General features: G+C 58.2%; 11 protein-coding genes and 1 pseudogene. 5 read left to right on the forward strand and 7 right to left on the reverse strand.

What is annotated here, in order from left to right:
• Positions 1–51 precede the first annotated feature (51 nt).
• Positions 52–1341 carry an MFS transporter gene (locus tag K7R23_RS13190; protein WP_012906823.1) on the forward strand — a complete coding sequence of 430 codons (1290 nt, stop codon included), beginning with the start codon at positions 52–54 and terminating at the stop codon, positions 1339–1341.
• 25 nt (positions 1342–1366) lie between these two features.
• Positions 1367–2170 (forward strand): 2-keto-3-deoxy-L-rhamnonate aldolase, encoded by an 804-nt coding sequence (gene yfaU / locus K7R23_RS13195; RefSeq protein ID WP_012906822.1) that lies wholly within the window; start codon positions 1367–1369, stop codon positions 2168–2170.
• Positions 2171–2219: 49 nt separating this feature from the next.
• Here the strand turns inward: yfaU and K7R23_RS13200 are convergent, their stop codons facing one another.
• The 4 genes from K7R23_RS13200 to glpA all read right to left on the reverse strand — a co-directional run bounded on the left by K7R23_RS13200 (position 2220) and on the right by glpA (position 7452).
• Positions 2220–3170, reverse strand: coding sequence for an Rpn family recombination-promoting nuclease/putative transposase (locus tag K7R23_RS13200; protein WP_012906821.1), 951 nt, complete (start codon positions 3168–3170; stop codon positions 2220–2222).
• Positions 3171–3387: 217 nt separating this feature from the next.
• Positions 3388–4578: an anaerobic glycerol-3-phosphate dehydrogenase subunit GlpC gene (gene glpC / locus K7R23_RS13205; RefSeq protein WP_012906820.1), complete on the reverse strand. Its 1191-nt coding sequence runs from the start codon at positions 4576–4578 to the stop codon at positions 3388–3390.
• Positions 4575–5834 carry a glycerol-3-phosphate dehydrogenase subunit GlpB gene (gene glpB, locus K7R23_RS13210; protein ID WP_012906819.1) on the reverse strand — a complete coding sequence of 420 codons (1260 nt, stop codon included), beginning with the start codon at positions 5832–5834 and terminating at the stop codon, positions 4575–4577. Before glpB ends, glpC begins: the two co-directional genes overlap by 4 nt.
• Positions 5824–7452, reverse strand: coding sequence for an anaerobic glycerol-3-phosphate dehydrogenase subunit A (gene glpA / locus K7R23_RS13215; RefSeq protein ID WP_012906818.1), 1629 nt, complete (start codon positions 7450–7452; stop codon positions 5824–5826). Before glpA ends, glpB begins: the two co-directional genes overlap by 11 nt.
• Positions 7453–7726: 274 nt before the next feature.
• On the opposite strand from glpA, the gene glpT reads away from it, so the two are divergent.
• The 3 genes and pseudogenes from glpT (at position 7727) to K7R23_RS13230 (ending at position 14549) form a co-directional block, all read left to right on the forward strand.
• A complete protein-coding gene (gene glpT, locus K7R23_RS13220; protein ID WP_012906817.1) occupies positions 7727–9085 on the forward strand; it encodes a glycerol-3-phosphate transporter in 1359 nt (452 codons plus the stop codon).
• A gap of 4 nt (positions 9086–9089) precedes the next feature.
• Complete coding sequence (gene glpQ / locus K7R23_RS13225) at positions 9090–10166, forward strand: glycerophosphodiester phosphodiesterase (protein WP_012906816.1); 1077 nt, start codon at positions 9090–9092, stop codon at positions 10164–10166.
• Positions 10167–10638: 472 nt separating this feature from the next.
• A pseudogene (locus tag K7R23_RS13230) lies at positions 10639–14549 on the forward strand (RHS element core protein).
• Positions 14550–14575: 26 nt separating this feature from the next.
• Here the strand turns inward: K7R23_RS13230 and K7R23_RS13235 are convergent.
• The 3 genes from K7R23_RS13235 to tnpA are packed head-to-tail and all read right to left on the reverse strand — an operon-like array spanning position 14576 to position 17191.
• On the reverse strand, positions 14576–16147 hold the full coding sequence (locus K7R23_RS13235; RefSeq protein WP_012904571.1) for an IS66-like element ISCro1 family transposase: 1572 nt from the start codon (positions 16145–16147) through the stop codon (positions 14576–14578).
• Between the two features lie 19 nt (positions 16148–16166).
• Complete coding sequence (gene tnpB, locus K7R23_RS13240; RefSeq protein WP_012904570.1) at positions 16167–16514, reverse strand: IS66 family insertion sequence element accessory protein TnpB; 348 nt, start codon at positions 16512–16514, stop codon at positions 16167–16169.
• Complete coding sequence (tnpA, locus tag K7R23_RS13245) at positions 16514–17191, reverse strand: IS66-like element accessory protein TnpA (protein ID WP_012904569.1); 678 nt, start codon at positions 17189–17191, stop codon at positions 16514–16516. Before tnpA ends, tnpB begins: the two co-directional genes overlap by 1 nt.
• Positions 17192–17300: the final 109 nt, after the last annotated feature.

A 17300-nucleotide genomic window follows, 5' to 3' on the forward strand; every position in this document is an offset into this window, starting at 1 on the left:
CCTGCGCGTTGCCGTACAGACGGCAACGCCCTCCATGTTGAGGAACTTGCTATGAGTACTGCTTTACTTGACGGCGTGGTGAAGAAAAACCGCGCGCGTTTGATCCCGTTTATGCTGACGCTGTACGTGCTGGCGTTTCTGGACCGGTCGAACATCGGCTTCGCCAAAGAGACCTATCAGATTGATACCGGCCTGAGTAATGAGGCCTATGCGCTCGGCGCGGGGATTTTCTTTGTGGTTTACGCCTTCCTCGGCGTGCCCGCCAACCTGCTGATGCGCAAACTGGGGGCGAGAACCTGGATTGGCGCGACGACGCTGCTGTGGGGCTTTCTTTCCGCAGCGATGGCCTGGGCCGATACCGAAGCAAAATTCCTGATTATCCGCACCCTGCTGGGGGCGGCGGAAGCCGGATTCTTCCCCGGCATGATCTATCTCACCTCGCAATGGTTCCCCCAGCGCACCCGCGCCAGCATTATGGGGCTGTTTTATATGGGGGCACCGCTGGCGCTGACGCTGGGCTCGCCGCTCTCCGGCGCGCTGCTGGAAATGCACGGTTTCCTCGGTCATCCTGGCTGGTTCTGGATGTTCGTTATCGAAGGGTTGCTGGCGGTGGCGGCAGGGGTATTCACCTTCTTCTGGCTGGATGATACGCCGCAGCAGGCACGTTTCCTCAGCGACGGGGAAAAGGCCGCGCTGATAAGCCAGCTGGCGAGTGAGGAAGAGAAAAAGGTGACCTCAAAACTGAGCGATGCCCTGCGTAACGGACGCGTCTGGCAGCTGGCGATTATCTATCTGACGATCCAGGTCGCGGTGTATGGCCTGATCTTCTTCCTGCCGACGCAGGTGGCGGCGCTGCTGGGAACGAAAGTCGGCTTTACCGCCTCGGTGGTTACCGCCATTCCGTGGGTTGCCGCGCTGTTTGGCACCTGGCTTATCCCACGCTATTCCGACCGTACCGGCGACCGACGGAATGTCGCAGCGCTGACGCTGCTGGCGGCAGGGATCGGCATCGGGCTTTCCGGCCTGGTTTCGCCGGTGCTGGCAATTCTGGCGCTTTGCGTCGCGGCGGTGGGCTTTATTGCCGTGCAGCCGGTGTTCTGGACCATGCCGACGCAGCTGCTGTCCGGGACGGCGCTGGCGGCGGGGATCGGCTTTGTTAACCTGTTCGGCGCGGTGGGCGGTTTTATCGCCCCGATCCTGCGCGTGAAGGCCGAAACCCTGTTTGCCAGCGACGCCGCAGGTCTGTTGACCCTGGCCGGGGTCGCCATCATCGGCGCGTTAATTATTTTCACCCTCAGCGTGAACCGTACCGCGTCACAGCCGGATGCTGCGCATCAATAAGTTAATCCATGTCGTAAGGATCATTATGAACGCATTGTTAGCAAACCCTTTTAAAGAAGGACTGCGAAAAGGAGAGGTTCAGATCGGGCTGTGGTTGAGCTCGACGACCTCCTATATGGCGGAAATCGCCGCTACTTCGGGTTATGACTGGCTGCTCATCGACGGCGAACATGCGCCGAATACCGTGCAGGATCTGTATCATCAATTGCAGGCCATCGCCCCCTATGCCAGCCAGCCGGTCATTCGTCCCGTCGAGGGGACGAAAGCGCTGATTAAGCAGGTACTGGATATCGGGGCGCAGACGCTGCTGATCCCGATGGTCGATACCGCAGAGCAGGCGCGTCAGGTAGTGGCTGCCACTCGCTACCCGCCGCTGGGCGAGCGCGGCGTGGGGGCCAGCGTCGCCCGGGCGGCGCGCTGGGGACGCATTGATAACTATATGGCGCAGGCCAATGAATCGTTGTGCCTGCTGGTGCAGGTCGAAAGCAAAACCGCGCTGGATAACCTTGATGCGATTCTCGACGTGGAAGGCATTGACGGCGTGTTTATCGGGCCTGCGGATCTGTCGGCTTCCCTGGGCTACCCCGATAACGCCGGGCATCCGGAAGTGCAGCGAATCATTCAGGAGAGCCTCCGGCGCATACGCGCCGCCGGTAAAGCGGCGGGATTTCTCGCGGTTGACCCGGCTATGGCGCAAAAATGCCTGCAGTGGGGAGCCAATTTCGTCGCCGTTGGCGTCGACACCATGCTTTATACCGAGGCGCTGGATCGCCGGCTGGCGATGTTTAAAGCTGTCAGCTCAGCGACCCCGGTAAAAAGTAGCTACTGAGTAAACGTGCCGGATGGCGACGCTTCGCTTATCCGGCCTGCTTACGGCATCAGTGGTGGCTGGCTATGACCTCATCAACAGAGATACCGGTGATGGTCAGCACCAAATCACGTTCGATCCCTTTCTCGATCATCATTCGCGCAATGCGCAGCGCCTCTTCTCGGGTGCCTGTTTGCTTACCTTCGCGTAATCCTTGCTGCAGGCCTTTTTGCAGCCCCTCCTGCAATCCATGACGGTGGCCTTCCTGCCGCAGTCGTTCTGCAATTGTCATCAGTCTCTCCTTATGATGGGGGGAACGTTCGGCGACCTCACGGATAAAATCGCTAAAGCGCATCGCATCGCCGTACTGCACCAGATAATTAAACAGCGTTTGCAGCTGGCTGTCATTAGCAATACCGGTAACTAACAGCGTCACCAGCCGGTCAACCAGACCCATCAGATCGCGATCCCGGATATGCTTTTGCATAAGCTCAAGCAGAGCAACGCGCTGGTGTTGCATGATTTCGTCATCAGGCACCACCGTTATGTCCACCAGCGGAAAGGCCTCCGTATAGAGCTGCCGCGCCAGCTGCGGATTATCAAATTCGTCCAGCCAGTTTAGCGACCAGGGATACGGGCTTTGCACGCCGTGGTAAAACAGCATCGGGATCACCAGCGGCAGCGTTTTATGCCCGGCATCCAGATGATGTTGCATTGCGGCGGTGGCATAGCGCATGAGCCGAAAGGCCATGTGCGGCACGGCAGTGCTCTGATGTTCAATAACGCAATAGATATAGCCTTCGCCTTCTTTTGTTTTCAGCGACCACACGACGTCAGAATAATATGCGCGGAGCTCCTGTTCGATAAACGTGGTGGCTTCCAGCCTGAGCGTTGTTAAATCGCACAATTCGCGCAATGGCGTGGGAAGATGGATGTTGAGAAAGTCCCGCGCCACTTCAGGACTGGAAATCAGCTTTTTAAATACCGCATCGTGCGGAGTGGATGTGGTTGAATGCGTCATGGTCGTCCGTCACCTCAACATTGTGTTGTCGTGACGGTACAGGCTGATGGCGCGGGTTGCATTGGCTGAATAAAGGCTTTGCGCGGCGGGACGAGGGAAAGTTGCTTGCGGTTGCAACGCATGCAGTTTTATGGAAAGAGTCACGCAAAAATGCCGGATGCAATCCGGCATGGATGTGATATTCAGGCTCTGCGTTTTGCGCCGTCGGGCAAGTGCGTTAGCCGAGCGCCTGCGCTAACAGCGTAATCGGATGTTCGCAACGCTTGCTGGTGGACATCTCAATTTGCCATTTACAGGTTTCGCAGTCGGTAACCACGATATCCGCGCCGCTCTCTTCAATCTGCTTAAACAGCGGCGCGCCGATGGATTGCGAGGTCGGGTAGTTCTCTTTCTTGAAGCCATACGTCCCGGCGATGCCGCAGCACTGAGAATCGAGTACCGTCAGTTCAAGCCCCGGGATCCGCCGCAGCAGCTCCAGGGTATACAGCGTCCAGCCCATTTTCTCCATATGACACGGCGTGTGGTAAACCACCTTCAACGGCAAGGGTTTCAGCGGTAGCGTTTTACCCTCATCCAGTTTGCGCCACAGCCAGCGGGTAGCCAGTTCGATATGTTCCCGCAGGCCGCTGTTGTCGACGTCAAGTACTTCCGGATACTCGTCGCGCAGGGCAAAGGTGCAGGTGGAGGAAGTGGCGATCACCGGGATGCCCTTCACGCCAATCGCTTCGCGCAGCGATGCCACGTTGCTCACCGCCTGTTTCCGCGCTTTGTCGGTAAAGCCGTTGGCAATCAGCGGTACGCCGCAGCACTTCTCTTTACTCAGCAGTTGGACGCCGGTGCCCATCGCGTTCAGCACCCTGATTAAATCTTTCCCAAGCTGCGGATGGTTATAATTGACAAAGCAGCCGTGGAAGAAGGCGACCTGATCCCGATACTGCGCCTGCTGCGCAGCAACGCTGCGATACCAGCGGCGGAAGGTGCCAAAAGAGTATTTCGGCAGGGTGCGACGATGGTCGATTTTCAGCGCATAATCGAGCAACTGACGTACCGGCTTCAGCGACGTTGCGGTATTTACCACCGGGGCGAACGGCGTGGAGACGCTGCCCATCAGATCGGTATGGCTTAAGATGAAGTTACGCAGCGACGGGCGCGAAGTGTCATATTTCGCGCGGGCGCGCTGAATAATATCGCCAATCTTCACATCGGACGGACAGGCCACTTCGCAGCGTTTGCAGTTGATGCAGTATTTCAGCGCCTCGTCGTACAGCGCGCCGTCTTTCAGACGCAGACGCTCGCCGTCAGGGCCAGCCTGTTTCGGACCTGGATAGCCCGGATTCACGCGGCTTACCGGGCAGGCGGTGGTGCAGACCGTACATTTGATGCAGCTTTCAAAACGTGTATCGCTCATTGTTCACCTCCGGCGCGTGCGGCGATGTGATGGGCGGCGTGCAGGGCGGTGACCGCACAGACGCCGCCTCCGCATCCCTGAGCTATCGGGTCGAACCCGGCGAGCACTGAACCGATGGCATAGAGTTTATCCACCGTCTGGCCAGCCAGCGACGGACGTAGCGCCGCATCGGTCGTAACGCCAAACTGCTGCCAGGGCTGCGGGGCAAAGAAATCGCGCTGATACCATTCGGCGCGGGTTGCCGCTTGCTGTACGTCCAGTCCGAGGATCGGCTCACGAACGCCGTCGCGTCCGGCGACCAAGCCGCTGCTAAAGAAGCTGCCGCTGGCCAGCACCGCAAAGCGCGGACGCAGGGGAATATCGGCATGATTGCGCGTCCAGATCTCGCTCACCACGCCATTTTTACAGGTGACTTTTTTGACCTCGTCGCCGGGCATCCAGATGCCGCCCTGCCGAACAAACTGACGCTGAAGCTGAGTGTGCAGACGAATGCCCAGCACCGACGGCGGTAGCGTCGGCAGCAGGGTAAGCGAACAGGGCAGGCGCTCGTTAAGCCAGCGCCAGAGCGCGTCGTCCGCGAGGCCAAAGCAGGCGGGCATCATCAGCATTTCGCAGGTTTGCGCCGCGGGCAGCAACGCATCGTACAGCAGCGACCAGTTCTCTTCATTATCGAGAAAACGGGCAATATTCACCGCGCGAAATTCGGTGGCGTTATCACGCAGCACGTCCAGTTCAGGCAGTTCAATCTCGGCGGTGTCGACCTCCATGCCCTGCTGACGCAGAGATGCCGCCGCAAGGTGGGCCTGAAAATCGAGCAGACCGCTGATGCCAACCACGCAAAGGCGTCTGGCGCTAAGCGGCCAGACCGGGATTTCCGGCGAGCTCAGCCAGGTGGCGCGCAGCGTACCTAGTGGTGTAACCCGCTGGTGGGATTGCCGCACTGCGCCCTGCAAACGCGCGCCGGAGGCATCAAGAAGCGCCTGCGCCTCTTGCGCGAGGGTAAGCACATTGTCTGCCCCCAGCAGGGTATAGGGGTGCGCGGGGGCCTGTTCGCGCAGCGCCGCCAGTCCTGCGGTAATCTCCGTCACCGGTTGACCATCCGGCAGCGCGCTGAGCAGATCCAGCGATCCGGAGGAGAAGTGCAGCGCGCTCTGGCCGCGGGTGACAATCGCGCAGCGTAAACCGTGCTTTTGTAACTGCAACCCGCAGAGTAGTCCGGCGAGGCCGCCGCCCATAATAACCGTATCAAATCTCATCGCGCGGCTCCTTTTCCAGTCCACATAATCCCTGATACACCCAGCGGGTAAATTCGCTTTCGCGCAGTGCGTCGCCCCAGGCAATCGGCTGTACGCCTTTCCAGCGCTCATTAAGGAAGTCAGAAAGTTGACTGATGGATTGCGCGGCGGTGGTGATATTAAAGCGTTGCAGCAGACCGGCGGCGCGGCAGGCGCAGAGTTCGCCCTGGCAGGTGCCCATCCCCACGCGGGTGCGACGTCGCAGGTCGAGCAGACTGTTTACATTCAGGTTTTCCACCGCGTACTGCACCTCGCCTGCGGTGACGGCTTCACATTCGCAGACCAGGCTACGGTGCTGACGCCCCTGGCTTAACCAGGCGGGTGTACGATCGCCGTGACGATAGACGGCGGAACCGCGCAGCGGCGCGGGCAGGGAAATTACGCGCTTAAGCGTCGTTTCCGTCGGTTCGTGCGAGCCGGGCAGCGGCGTATCAGCGGTGACGCAGGGGCGGCTATTGCCCAGTTTGCGACAGACCGCATCGGTAGCCCATTCCGCCATCAGCCGGTAGGTCATCAGTTTACCGCCGGTGATGGTGATAAACCCCTCCATCCCGTCGCGCTCGGCGTGATCGAACAGTACGATGCCGCGACTGACGTTACGTCCGCTCGGATCGTCGTCGCTGGCGACCAGCGGGCGCACGCCGGAGTAGGCGCGCAGGATCCGGGTCTTCGCCATTACCGGCGCCAGTTTTTCCCCTTCGCGCAGCAGAATATCCACTTCGTCTGCGGTGACGCGGTTGCTGTCGATCTCGTTGTAATCAATGTGCGTGGAGGTGGTGCCAATCAGCGAAATGGTATCACCGGGCACCAGAATATCGGCGTCGGATGGTTTCCGGCAGCGGTTGATAACGTGCTGATTGATTCGGTGATCCATGATCAGCAGCGACCCTTTCGCCGGGAACATGCGGATGTTCAGGTCGGCATATTCCGCAATCCGCTGTCCCCAGATACCGGCGGCGTTCACCACTACCGGAGCGCGCAGGGTCTGGGTTTCGCCGCTGAGATGGTTGCGCACGTATACGCCGCTCACCGTTGCGCCTTCGCGGATTAATCCGGTGACCTCATGGGCGGTGAGAATAATGGCTCCGTGTTCTTTCGCATCCAGCATGTTCGCAGCGGTGAGACGAAACGGATCGACGGTGCCGTCAGGCACTTTGACCGCGCCGATCAGCTGTGGGTTAACCGACGGTTCGATAATGCGCGCCTGTTGCGGATCGATCGCTTCGGCGCGGATCCCCGCCTCTTCGCAGGCGCGAATAAAGGTGGACTGAAAAGAAAGCTCATCTTCCGGCAGGGTAATAAACAGGCCGTCGGTTGGCTCCACGCAGTGACGGGCGATACGTTTGAGGATCTGGTTTTCGCTGATGCATTCGCGCGCCGATTCCGCGTCAGTTACCGCATAGCGTGCGCCGCTGTGCAGCAGACCGTGGTTACGGCCGGTCGCGCCGGTGGCGATATCATGGCGCTCAACTAAGATAACACGCAGCCCGCGCAGCGCGCAGTCGCGAGCGATACCAGCGCCTGTAGCGCCTCCGCCAATGATAATCACGTCACTGGTTTGCGAGTCGCGAGTATTCATTGTTTTCCCTCACAGTTCGTTTTTTATCATTTAGCCACATAAAAAACAGGGTTTGTTTGATTTCGCGCATATTCACTCATGATTCGAAAATGAAATGTGATTTCATGCGCCTTTTTGAACATTTGTCATTAAACCGTAACAATATGTGCTGTAATTCACATTAACGATATGTATCTTTACTTAACATCGCGCCCACAACTGGAAGCAGCATGGGCGGTTCATACGAACTGCGGTGTTGACCACTAATAAAGAGACGGGCCACGGAGGCTACATTATGTTGAGTATTTTTAAACCAGCCGCTCATAAAGCGCGCTTGCCTCAAGCGGAGATCGATCCGACCTATCGTCGTCTTCGCTGGCAGATTTTCCTGGGGATATTCTTTGGTTATGCCGCGTACTATCTGGTACGTAAGAACTTTGCGCTTGCCATGCCATACCTGGTGGAGCAGGGTTTTTCTCGCGGCGATCTGGGGTTCGCGCTGTCCGGGATCTCCATTGCCTATGGATTTTCGAAATTCATCATGGGCTCGGTTTCCGATCGCTCGAATCCGCGCGTTTTCCTGCCAGCCGGTCTGATCCTTGCGGCGGCAGTGATGCTGTTCATGGGCTTTGTGCCATGGGCGACATCGAGCATCGCCATTATGTTCGTGCTGCTGTTCCTGTGCGGCTGGTTCCAGGGAATGGGGTGGCCGCTGTGCGGACGCACCATGGTGCACTGGTGGTCGCAGAAGGAGCGTGGCGGTATCGTTTCGGTGTGGAACTGCGCGCATAACGTCGGCGGCGGTATTCCTCCGCTGCTGTTCCTGCTCGGTATGGCGTGGTTTAACGACTGGAAAGCTGCGCTGTATATGCCGGCATTCGGTGCGATCATCGTCGCTCTCTTTGCCTTCGCTATGATGCGCGATACCCCGCAGTCCTGCGGCCTGCCGCCGATCGAAGAGTACAAGAACGATTATCCGGATGACTACAACGAAAAAGCGGAAGAGGAGTTGACCGCCAAGCAGATCTTTATGCAGTACGTTCTGCCGAACAAACTGCTGTGGTACATCGCTATCGCTAACGTGTTTGTTTATCTGCTGCGCTACGGCATCCTCGACTGGTCGCCGACCTATCTGAAAGAAGTGAAGCATTTTGCGCTGGATAAATCGTCCTGGGCCTACTTCTTATATGAATACGCAGGGATTCCGGGGACGCTGCTGTGCGGCTGGATGTCGGATAAAGTGTTCCGCGGCAACCGCGGCGCCACCGGCGTATTCTTTATGACCCTGGTGACAATCGCCACTATCGTTTACTGGATGAACCCGGCGGGTAATCCGACCGTCGATATGATTTGTATGATTGTGATCGGTTTCCTGATTTATGGTCCGGTCATGCTGATTGGTCTGCACGCGCTGGAACTGGCGCCGAAAAAAGCGGCGGGGACGGCGGCAGGCTTCACCGGCCTGTTTGGCTACCTCGGCGGCTCCGTGGCGGCGAGCGCCATCGTGGGTTACACCGTTGACTTCTTCGGTTGGGACGGCGGCTTCATGGTGATGATTGGCGGTAGCATTCTGGCTGTGATTCTGTTGGTGGTTGTCATGATTGGCGAAAAACGCCATCACGACGAGATGAAGCTGAAACGCAACGGAGGCTAACGGTATGAAAACAACATTAAAGAATCTGAGTCTGGCGCTGATGATGGCCGGCATGGTGATGGGCAGCAGCGCGCTGGCGGCCAGTAATACGGATAAAGTGGTGATTGCGCACCGCGGCGCGAGCGGCTATCTGCCGGAGCATACGCTACCGGCGAAGGCAATGGCCTATGCCCAGGGCGCGGATTATCTGGAGCAGGATCTGGTGATGACGAAGGACGACCGTCTGGTCGTCCTCCATGACCACTATCTGGATCGCGTTACCGACGTCGCGGAGCGCTTCCCGGACCGGGCGCGCAAAGACGGGCGCTATTACGCCATCGACTTTACCCTCGATGAGATCAAATCCCTGAAGTTTACCGAAGGGTTCGATCTGGAAAACGGCAAGAAGGTGCAAACCTATCCGGGCCGTTTCCCGATGGGAAAATCGGATTTCCGCGTGCATACCTTTGAGGAAGAAATCGAGTTTGTGCAGGGGCTGAACCACTCCACCGGCAAGAACATCGGCATCTATCCGGAAATTAAAGCGCCGTGGTTCCACCATCAGGAAGGGAAAGACATTGCGGCGAAAACGCTGGAAGTGCTGAAGAAGTATGGCTACAGCGACAAACAGGATAAGGTTTATCTGCAAAGTTTTGACGTCGCGGAACTCAAGCGCATCAAAAACGAGCTGGAGCCGAAAATGGGCATGGACCTTAATCTGGTACAGCTGATCGCCTATACCGACTGGAATGAAACTCAGGAGAAACAGCCGGACGGCAAGTGGGTGAACTACAGCTACGACTGGATGTTCAAACCCGGCGCGATGAAGCAGATTGCCGCCTATGCCGACGGCATTGGGCCGGACTATCACATGCTGGTTGATGAGAAGTCGAAAAAAGACAACATCATCCTGACCGACATGGTGAAAGAAGCGCACCAGAATAAGATGACGGTTCATCCTTATACGGTACGCGCGGATCAGCTGCCGGAGTATGCCGCGAATGTCGACCAGCTTTACGATATTCTCTACAACCAGGCGGGCGTGGACGGGCTGTTTACTGACTTCCCCGATAAAGCAGTGAGCTTTTTGAAAGAGAAATAAACCGTTAGCGAAAGCGTAGAGGGGACATTATGTCCCCTTTTTTACGTTCTCTTTTCGGAAACTCGCTGGGTCAGCCGGAGGAAAATTGCGATGAAACTGTAAAGATGCGGAAAATTTTGATGCAGGTTATCCCAATGTGAATAAACCGTAACAAGACTTTTATTATCGCCTCCAGCAGTTCTGGCGACTGTTAACGGTCAGGTGATGAGCCAGATATCATTAAGTTAAATTTACTACAGAGCATTAATAGTGCCTCTCTATTAATTCATTGAAAAACAGGATATAACCCTACCTTATATCGGGTATGGCATGATTTACATCAAAAAATAGTTGTGCAAATTATCTTCTACTGTTTCAGTTTGTTTATATATTTCCCGTTTTGGTGACGTGGCAAAAAACCGCTGGATGGCCCCGGTAACTACGGACGGTACAGAACTTACACGGCTCTGAATAACAGCAGAAGGATTTGTGTATGAGCGGAAAACCGGCGGCCCGTCAGGGCGACATGACACAGTACGGCGGGCCGATAGTTCAGGGTTCAGCGGGCGTGTTTATCGGCGCGCCCACCGGCGTCGCCTGTTCAGTCTGCCCCGGCGGCATCACCTCCGGCTCGCCGGTTAACCCCCTGACAGGCGCCAAAGTGCTGCCCGGCGAAACGGACCTCGCCCTGCCCGGCCCGCTGCCGTTTGTCCTTTCCCGCACCTACAGCAGTTATCAGACGAAAACGCCTGCGCCTGTGGGTGTCTTCGGTCCCGGCTGGAAAGCCCCTGCTGATATCCGCCTGCAGCTTTCTGATGACGGACTTATCCTTAACGATAACGGCGGGCGCAGCATTCACTTTGAGCCGCTGTTCCCCGGTGAGACCGCCTTCAGCCGCAGTGAATCCCTGTGGCTGGCCCGCGGCGGCGTGCTGACGCTGCATGAAAGCAACCCGCTGCACCGCCTGTGGCAGACCCTGCCGGAGAAGATTCGCTCAGGCCCGCACGTTTACCTGGCCACGAACAGCGCGCAGGGGCCATGGTGGATTCTGGGCTGGCCTGAGCGGGTGCCGGAGGCGGATGAGGTCCTGCCCGCCCCGCTGCCGCCGTACCGGGTGCTGACCGGGCTGGCGGACCGCGCCGGGCGCACGCTCAGTTTTCACCGGGAGGCCGCCGGTGAATTCACCGGCTGCATCACCGCCGTGACCGACGGCGCAGGCCGCCGTTTCAGGCTGGTACTGACCACGCAGGCGCAGCGGGCGCAGGCGGCGCGTCAGCAGGCCATTACATCCGGAATAAAAGCCCCTGAATTTCCGCAGACGGTGCCGGTTTCCGGCTACGGCGCGGACAGCGGTATCCGCCTGGAGGCGGTGTGGCTGACGCATGACCCGCAATACCCGGACAACCTGCCCGCCGCGCCGCTGGCGCGTTATGAATACACCCCGCGCGGGGAGCTGGCGGCGGTGTATGACCGGGGCGGCGTCCGGGTGCGTCAGTTTGAATACGACCCGCAGCATCCGGGACGGATGTGCGCGCACCGGTACGCCGGACGCCCGCCGGTCACCTATCTTTACGACACCGCCGGCCGGGTGGTGGAGCAGCGTAACCCGGCGGGCCTGAGCTACCGCTACCGGTATGAAAGGAACAGCGTCATGATTACCGACAGCCTGAACCGCCGCGAAGTGCTGCACACGGAAGGCGAAGGCGGGCTGAAGCGGGTGGTGAAGAAGGCACTGGCGGACGGCGGCTGTGTCCTCAGTGACCATGATAACGCGGGCCGCCTGCTGGCGCAGACTGACGCCACAGGGCGCAGGACAGAATACCGGATGAATGCCGGCTCCGGCCTGGTGACGGAAATTGTCACGCCTGACGGCCGGTCCGTGCGGTTCAGCTATAACGACCGGCACCAGCTCATCTCCTCCACCGGGGCGGACGGCCTGCGCAGCCGGCGGGAATATGACGACCGGGGACGGCTGACGGCAGGGACCTCCCGTCAGGGCGACACCACCCGCTGGTTTTATGATAATCCGGACAGTGAGCTGCCCTGCGCTGTGGAAGACGCCACCGGCAGCCGCAGGACGATGACCCGCAACCGTTACGGCCAGGTGCTGACCGTCACCGACTGTTCGGGATATGAAACCCGTTATGAGTATGACCGCTTCGGGCAGACCACAGCGGTTCACCATGAGGAAGGGCTGAGCGTTTACCAGGATTACGATAACCGGGGCAGACTCATCAGCCGGAAGGATATACAGGGCCGGGAGACGCGTTACGAATACAGCATCGCGGGCGACCTGACCGCCATCATTCATCCGGACGGCCGCCGCCATGAAACGCGTTATGACGCGGCGGGACAGCCGGTCAGCCTGAGCGCAGGCGGCCTGACGCGGCAGATAACATACGATGCTGCCGGGCGCGTCACCGCGCTGACGAATGAAAACGGCGCTGTCACCACGTTGACTACGACGTCATGGACCGGCTGACGGAAGAGTGCGGCTTTGACGGCCGGACACAGCGTTACGGATATGACCCCGGCGGACAGCCTGTCCGCAGCGAAGAGGGCTCCCTCATCACCCTCTGGCATTACGATGCCTCCGGTCGCCTGACGCACAGCACGGTGAACGGTGAGGAGGCTGAACGCCGGCTGTACGATGAGCGCGGCTGGCTGACGGAAATCAGCCACCCCGGCGACGGCCACCGCGTCGCGGTTCACTATGAGTATGATGATAAAGGCCGGATGCGCAGCGAGCGACAGACCGTCCACGCCCCGCAGACAAATGAACTGCTGTGGGAGCACGTCACGCAGCACGATTACCGGAACGGACTGGCGACCAGAACCACCCCTGACCACCTGCCGCCGGTGGAATGGCTGACCTACGGCAGCGGTTATCTGGCGGGGATGAAGCTCGGCGACACGCCGCTCACCGACTTCACCCGCGACCGCCTGCACCGGGAGACACTGCGCAGCTCCGGGGCATACGAACTGGCCAGCACGTACAGCGCAGGCGGGCAGCTGCAGCGCCACACGCTGAATATAACGGAACTGAACCGGGAATACGCCTGGAGCGACGGCGGAGAGCTGGTGAGTATCCGCGGTCCCCTGCAGCAGCGGCAGTACCGGTACGACGACGCGGGACGGCTGAATCAGGTATTCCTGACCGCCACAGAAACGACAGCAGACTGGCTGACCGACCCGGCGGGCAACCGCATTGCGGACCGGCAACAATACCCGGCGCTGCCCGCAACATGGCCGGATAACCGTATCACTGAGGACAGCCACTGGTTTTACCATCACGATGAACACGGCAGGCTGACGGAGAAGGACGAGCGGCGCATCCGCGACGGCGGCAGCCTCAGCCACCATTATCATTACGATACCCGGCACCGGCTGGTGCGTTATGTCCGCATGCAGCAGGGACAGACGCGGCTGGAAAGCCGCTACCTGTATGACCCTGTGGGCCGCCGCACAGGCAAACGGGTATGGCGAAGCCCGGGCGGGAAAGACCGCCCGTCCCTCAGCCACACGCCGGAGGTGACGTGGTACGGTTATGACGGCGACAGGCTGGTGACCACGCAGACGGCGGACCGCCGTGTGCAGACGGTATACATGCCGGGCAGCTTCACGCCGCTGCTCAGGGCCGAAACGGAACTGGCGGAGCTGGAGAAGGCCGCCGCACACCGCACGCTGGCGCAGAAGCTTCAGCAGGAGGCGAACATGACGTTCGTGCCGGAGCTGGTAATGATGCTGGACGTGCTGGAGGGGGAGCTGCGGCGCGGAGAAGTCAGCGAGCCGAACCGGCAGTGGCTGGCGCAGTGCGGGCTGACGCCGGAGTAGATGAAGAACCAGACGGAGCCGGAATACGTGCCGCGGCGTAAAATCCACCTCTACCACTGTGACCACCGGGGCCTGCCGCTGGCGCTGATACGCCGGGACGGAGGGACGGCCTGGCAGGCGGAATATGATGAATGGGGCAACGTGCTGCGGGAGGATAACCCGGACAATCTGGAGCAGCTCATCCGCCTGCCGGGACAGCAGTATGATGAGGAGACAGGACTGTACTATAACCGTCACCGGTATTACGACCCGCAGCAGGGGCGGTATATTACGCAGGATCCGGTGGGATTAAGAGGGGGCTGGAATCCGTATACGTATCCGCTCAGCCCTGTGCTGAATATCGATCCGCTGGGATTAAGTGGATTGAGTGCGTTAGAGTCCTTGCTGAATCAACCGGGCATGAAGGATGCTTATAATTGTGCCGTAACTCAATATGAGAATTCACTTCCGAAACCCGTATCTGAGTGGAAATTTTCACGATGGGAAGAGGATAAAGGAAAGAGATTTGGGAATAGTTATATAAATATAAACGCGATATGTGAAGACCAATTTGGTAACACAAAATCGTAAGCGGCTCGCCAGAACCGTATTGATATTTACTGAGAGCTCAGATCAACTTTCCAGGGCAACAGATCGCGTACCCGATTTGCCGGCCAGTCCTGGATATGCTCAATGACGTAACGCAGCCATTTTTCTGGCTCCACATTGTTCAGACGGCATGTGCCGATCAGCGAGTACAACACCGCCGCATGTTCGCCACCGCTGTCAGAACCCGCGAACAGCCAGTTTTTCCGGCCTACGGCCACTCCCCTTAAGGCGTTCTCTGCGATGTTGTTGTCGATTTCCACCCAGCCATTACTGCAGTACACGTTCAGGCTATCCCACTGTTTCAGCAGGTATGCGAACGCTTTTGCCGTATCCGAGTGACGCGACAGTGTTTTCATCTGAGTCTGTATCCAGTCATACAGTGACTGCATCAGTGACGCAGCTCTGGCTTTTCTTGCCGCCAGACGCTGTTCTGCTGAACATCCCCGGACTTCTGCTTCGATGGCATACAGTTCACCGATACGCTGCAGGGCTTCCGTGGTGATATCGGTTGGCGCTCTTGCATGCACATCGTGGATTTTTCTCCGGGCATGGGCCATACACGCGGCTTCCGTTATTCTGCCGGATTCGTATAACGCCCGGTAGCCACCGTAAGCATCGGCCTGAAGCACTCCGCTGTAACCGGACAGGTGATTCTGTGGATGTATGCCTTTCCGGTCCGGGCTGTACGCGAACCAGACCGCCGGGGGCATCTGTGAACCGGCGTTACGGTCATCACGGACGTAGACCCACAGCCGGGCTGTCCGGGTTTTACCGCTGCCCGGCTCCTGGACCGGGACGGGGATATCATCAGCATGGACTTTACCGGGCATCAGCACATACTGGCGCAGGACGTCATACAGCGGCTCCAGCAGTTCAGCAACAGCACCTGTCCAGCGCCCCAGTGTGGCACGGCTCAGCTCCACTCCCTGACGACGGTATATTTCTGACTGGCGGTATAACGGCAGATGGTCTGCATATTTCCCGGTGACAACATGGGCCAGAAGCCCCGCTCCGGCATAACTGCGTGCAATGGGTTTTGAAGGTACTGGTGCCTGCACGATATGGTCGCACCGGCAACAGGCCAGTTTCGGACGTTGTGTTTCGATAACCTTAAAGGCGCTGCTGATAAGCTCCAGTTGCTCTGACACATCACATCCCAGAGAACTGAGTTCACCACCACAGGCAGGACAGCATTCCTCTTCCGGCCGGATAACCCGGGTTTCACGGGGAAGTGAGGCCGGTAACGGTTTACGGGCTGAAGACTGGCGCAGGGCGGATGGCAGTGCCGGGTCATATTGCTCACCCAGCGTTTCAGCCATTTCTTCCTGAAGTGCGCTGATTCTCTCCTGTGCATCCTGTATCTGCCGTTCGGTTTTTGCGCGAAGTTTTTCTGAGCTTTTACCGAACTGCATACGTTGCAGTTTCGCAACCAGCGCCTTCAGCCGGTTGATTTCGGAAGCATAAGCCGCCACCCGCTGTGAGAGCAGGCGGTTGTATTCGGCCATCTGGCGGATGGTGTCCTGTTGCGTCTGCAACAGTGCCCGCAGGCGGGCGTTCTCATGAGCAAGTGAGGTGTCCATATCCTCACTTTACAACGGGTTATATGCGGATTCCAGCGCGTTCCGTTCGTTTCGGGTGCTTCCAGTTGATACCTTCAAGAAGCATGGATAACTGAGCCGGAGTAAGGTGCACCTTGCCGTCACGGGTGACTGGCCAGATGAAGCGGCCCCGCTCCAGGCGTTTGGTGAAGAGGCACAGTCCGTCACTGTCAGCCCACAACACTTTTATCTGGTCACCCCGGCGTCCGCGGAAGATGAACAGGTGTCCGGAGAACGGGTCATCCTTCAGGACGTTCTGAACTTTTGATGCCAGGCCGTTAAAGCCATTTCGCATATCGGTGATACCTGCAACCAGCCAGATACGCGAACCTGCAGGGAGAGATATCATCAGTGGCTGCTCCCTTTTATTTCGCGGATAAGTGTCTGTAATAACGCCGGCGTCAGTTTACCTTTAAGCCTGAGAGTTCCGGCCGGCAGAACCAGCTCACAACACAGACTGTCGGACGGTGTATTTATCTGCTCTGGTTCCTGTGCGGGGGCCGGGATTTTATTATCCGGCTCCGGCGTTAACGTCACGGGAAGCAGTGCCGGCATATTTTTTCCGGAAGGCAGCAGGCCACCTTTCCGGTATTGATGGCGCCAGTTGAAGAGCAGGTTATCGTTGATTCCGTTTTCCCGGGCGATCTGCGCCACACAGGCTCCGGGCTGCAGTGACTGCTCCACTAAGGCGATTTTAAACTCATAAGGGAAGTTGGGCCGCCGGGGACGTTTTTTTACCACGGGGGTTTCGGATATAACGGTGCTTTCAGGACGTACGACTGGTACCGTGGAAAATTGTCCGTAAAGGCAGGCATCAAGTTCCTGCTCCGACATGCCTGCGGGCAAAGGCCACGAAAGGCCAGCTCTCCGAAAGCGCACGAACATACTACAAACTGTTGATTTTGGTACACCCAGGCGACGTCCGGCCACAACCCGAGGTAAATGTTCTTCGAAGTGAAGGCGTAAAGCTTCAGTAATCCAGGTCCGGTATTCCATACGATAGTGTCCACTAAAAATGATGGACATTATTTTTGTGGAGCCGGAGGAAACAGACCAGACGGTTTAAATGAGACGCTTACACAAAATCTGTTAATGCCCGGACTTTTCAAACCGGTTGGTTCCCTATTAATGAGGT

The organism is Citrobacter rodentium NBRC 105723 = DSM 16636 (assembly GCF_021278985.1).
Taxonomy (GTDB): Bacteria; Pseudomonadota; Gammaproteobacteria; order Enterobacterales; family Enterobacteriaceae; genus Citrobacter_A; species Citrobacter_A rodentium.

Excerpts from the sequence above, each read along its gene's own strand:
- K7R23_RS13190 (WP_012906823.1), top strand. The coding sequence starts at position 52 with ATGAGTACTGCTTTACTTGACGGCGTGGTGAAGAAAAACCGCGCGCGT.
- glpB (WP_012906819.1), bottom strand. The coding sequence starts at position 5,834 with ATGAGATTTGATACGGTTATTATGGGCGGCGGCCTCGCCGGACTACTC.
- glpC (WP_012906820.1), bottom strand. The coding sequence starts at position 4,578 with ATGAGCGATACACGTTTTGAAAGCTGCATCAAATGTACGGTCTGCACC.
- K7R23_RS13235 (WP_012904571.1), bottom strand. The coding sequence starts at position 16,147 with ATGGACACCTCACTTGCTCATGAGAACGCCCGCCTGCGGGCACTGTTG.
- tnpB (WP_012904570.1), bottom strand. The coding sequence starts at position 16,514 with ATGATATCTCTCCCTGCAGGTTCGCGTATCTGGCTGGTTGCAGGTATC.
- glpA (WP_012906818.1), bottom strand. The coding sequence starts at position 7,452 with ATGAATACTCGCGACTCGCAAACCAGTGACGTGATTATCATTGGCGGA.
- K7R23_RS13200 (WP_012906821.1), bottom strand. The coding sequence starts at position 3,170 with ATGACGCATTCAACCACATCCACTCCGCACGATGCGGTATTTAAAAAG.
- glpQ (WP_012906816.1), top strand. The coding sequence starts at position 9,090 with ATGAAAACAACATTAAAGAATCTGAGTCTGGCGCTGATGATGGCCGGC.
- glpT (WP_012906817.1), top strand. The coding sequence starts at position 7,727 with ATGTTGAGTATTTTTAAACCAGCCGCTCATAAAGCGCGCTTGCCTCAA.
- yfaU (WP_012906822.1), top strand. The coding sequence starts at position 1,367 with ATGAACGCATTGTTAGCAAACCCTTTTAAAGAAGGACTGCGAAAAGGA.
- tnpA (WP_012904569.1), bottom strand. The coding sequence starts at position 17,191 with ATGTCCATCATTTTTAGTGGACACTATCGTATGGAATACCGGACCTGG.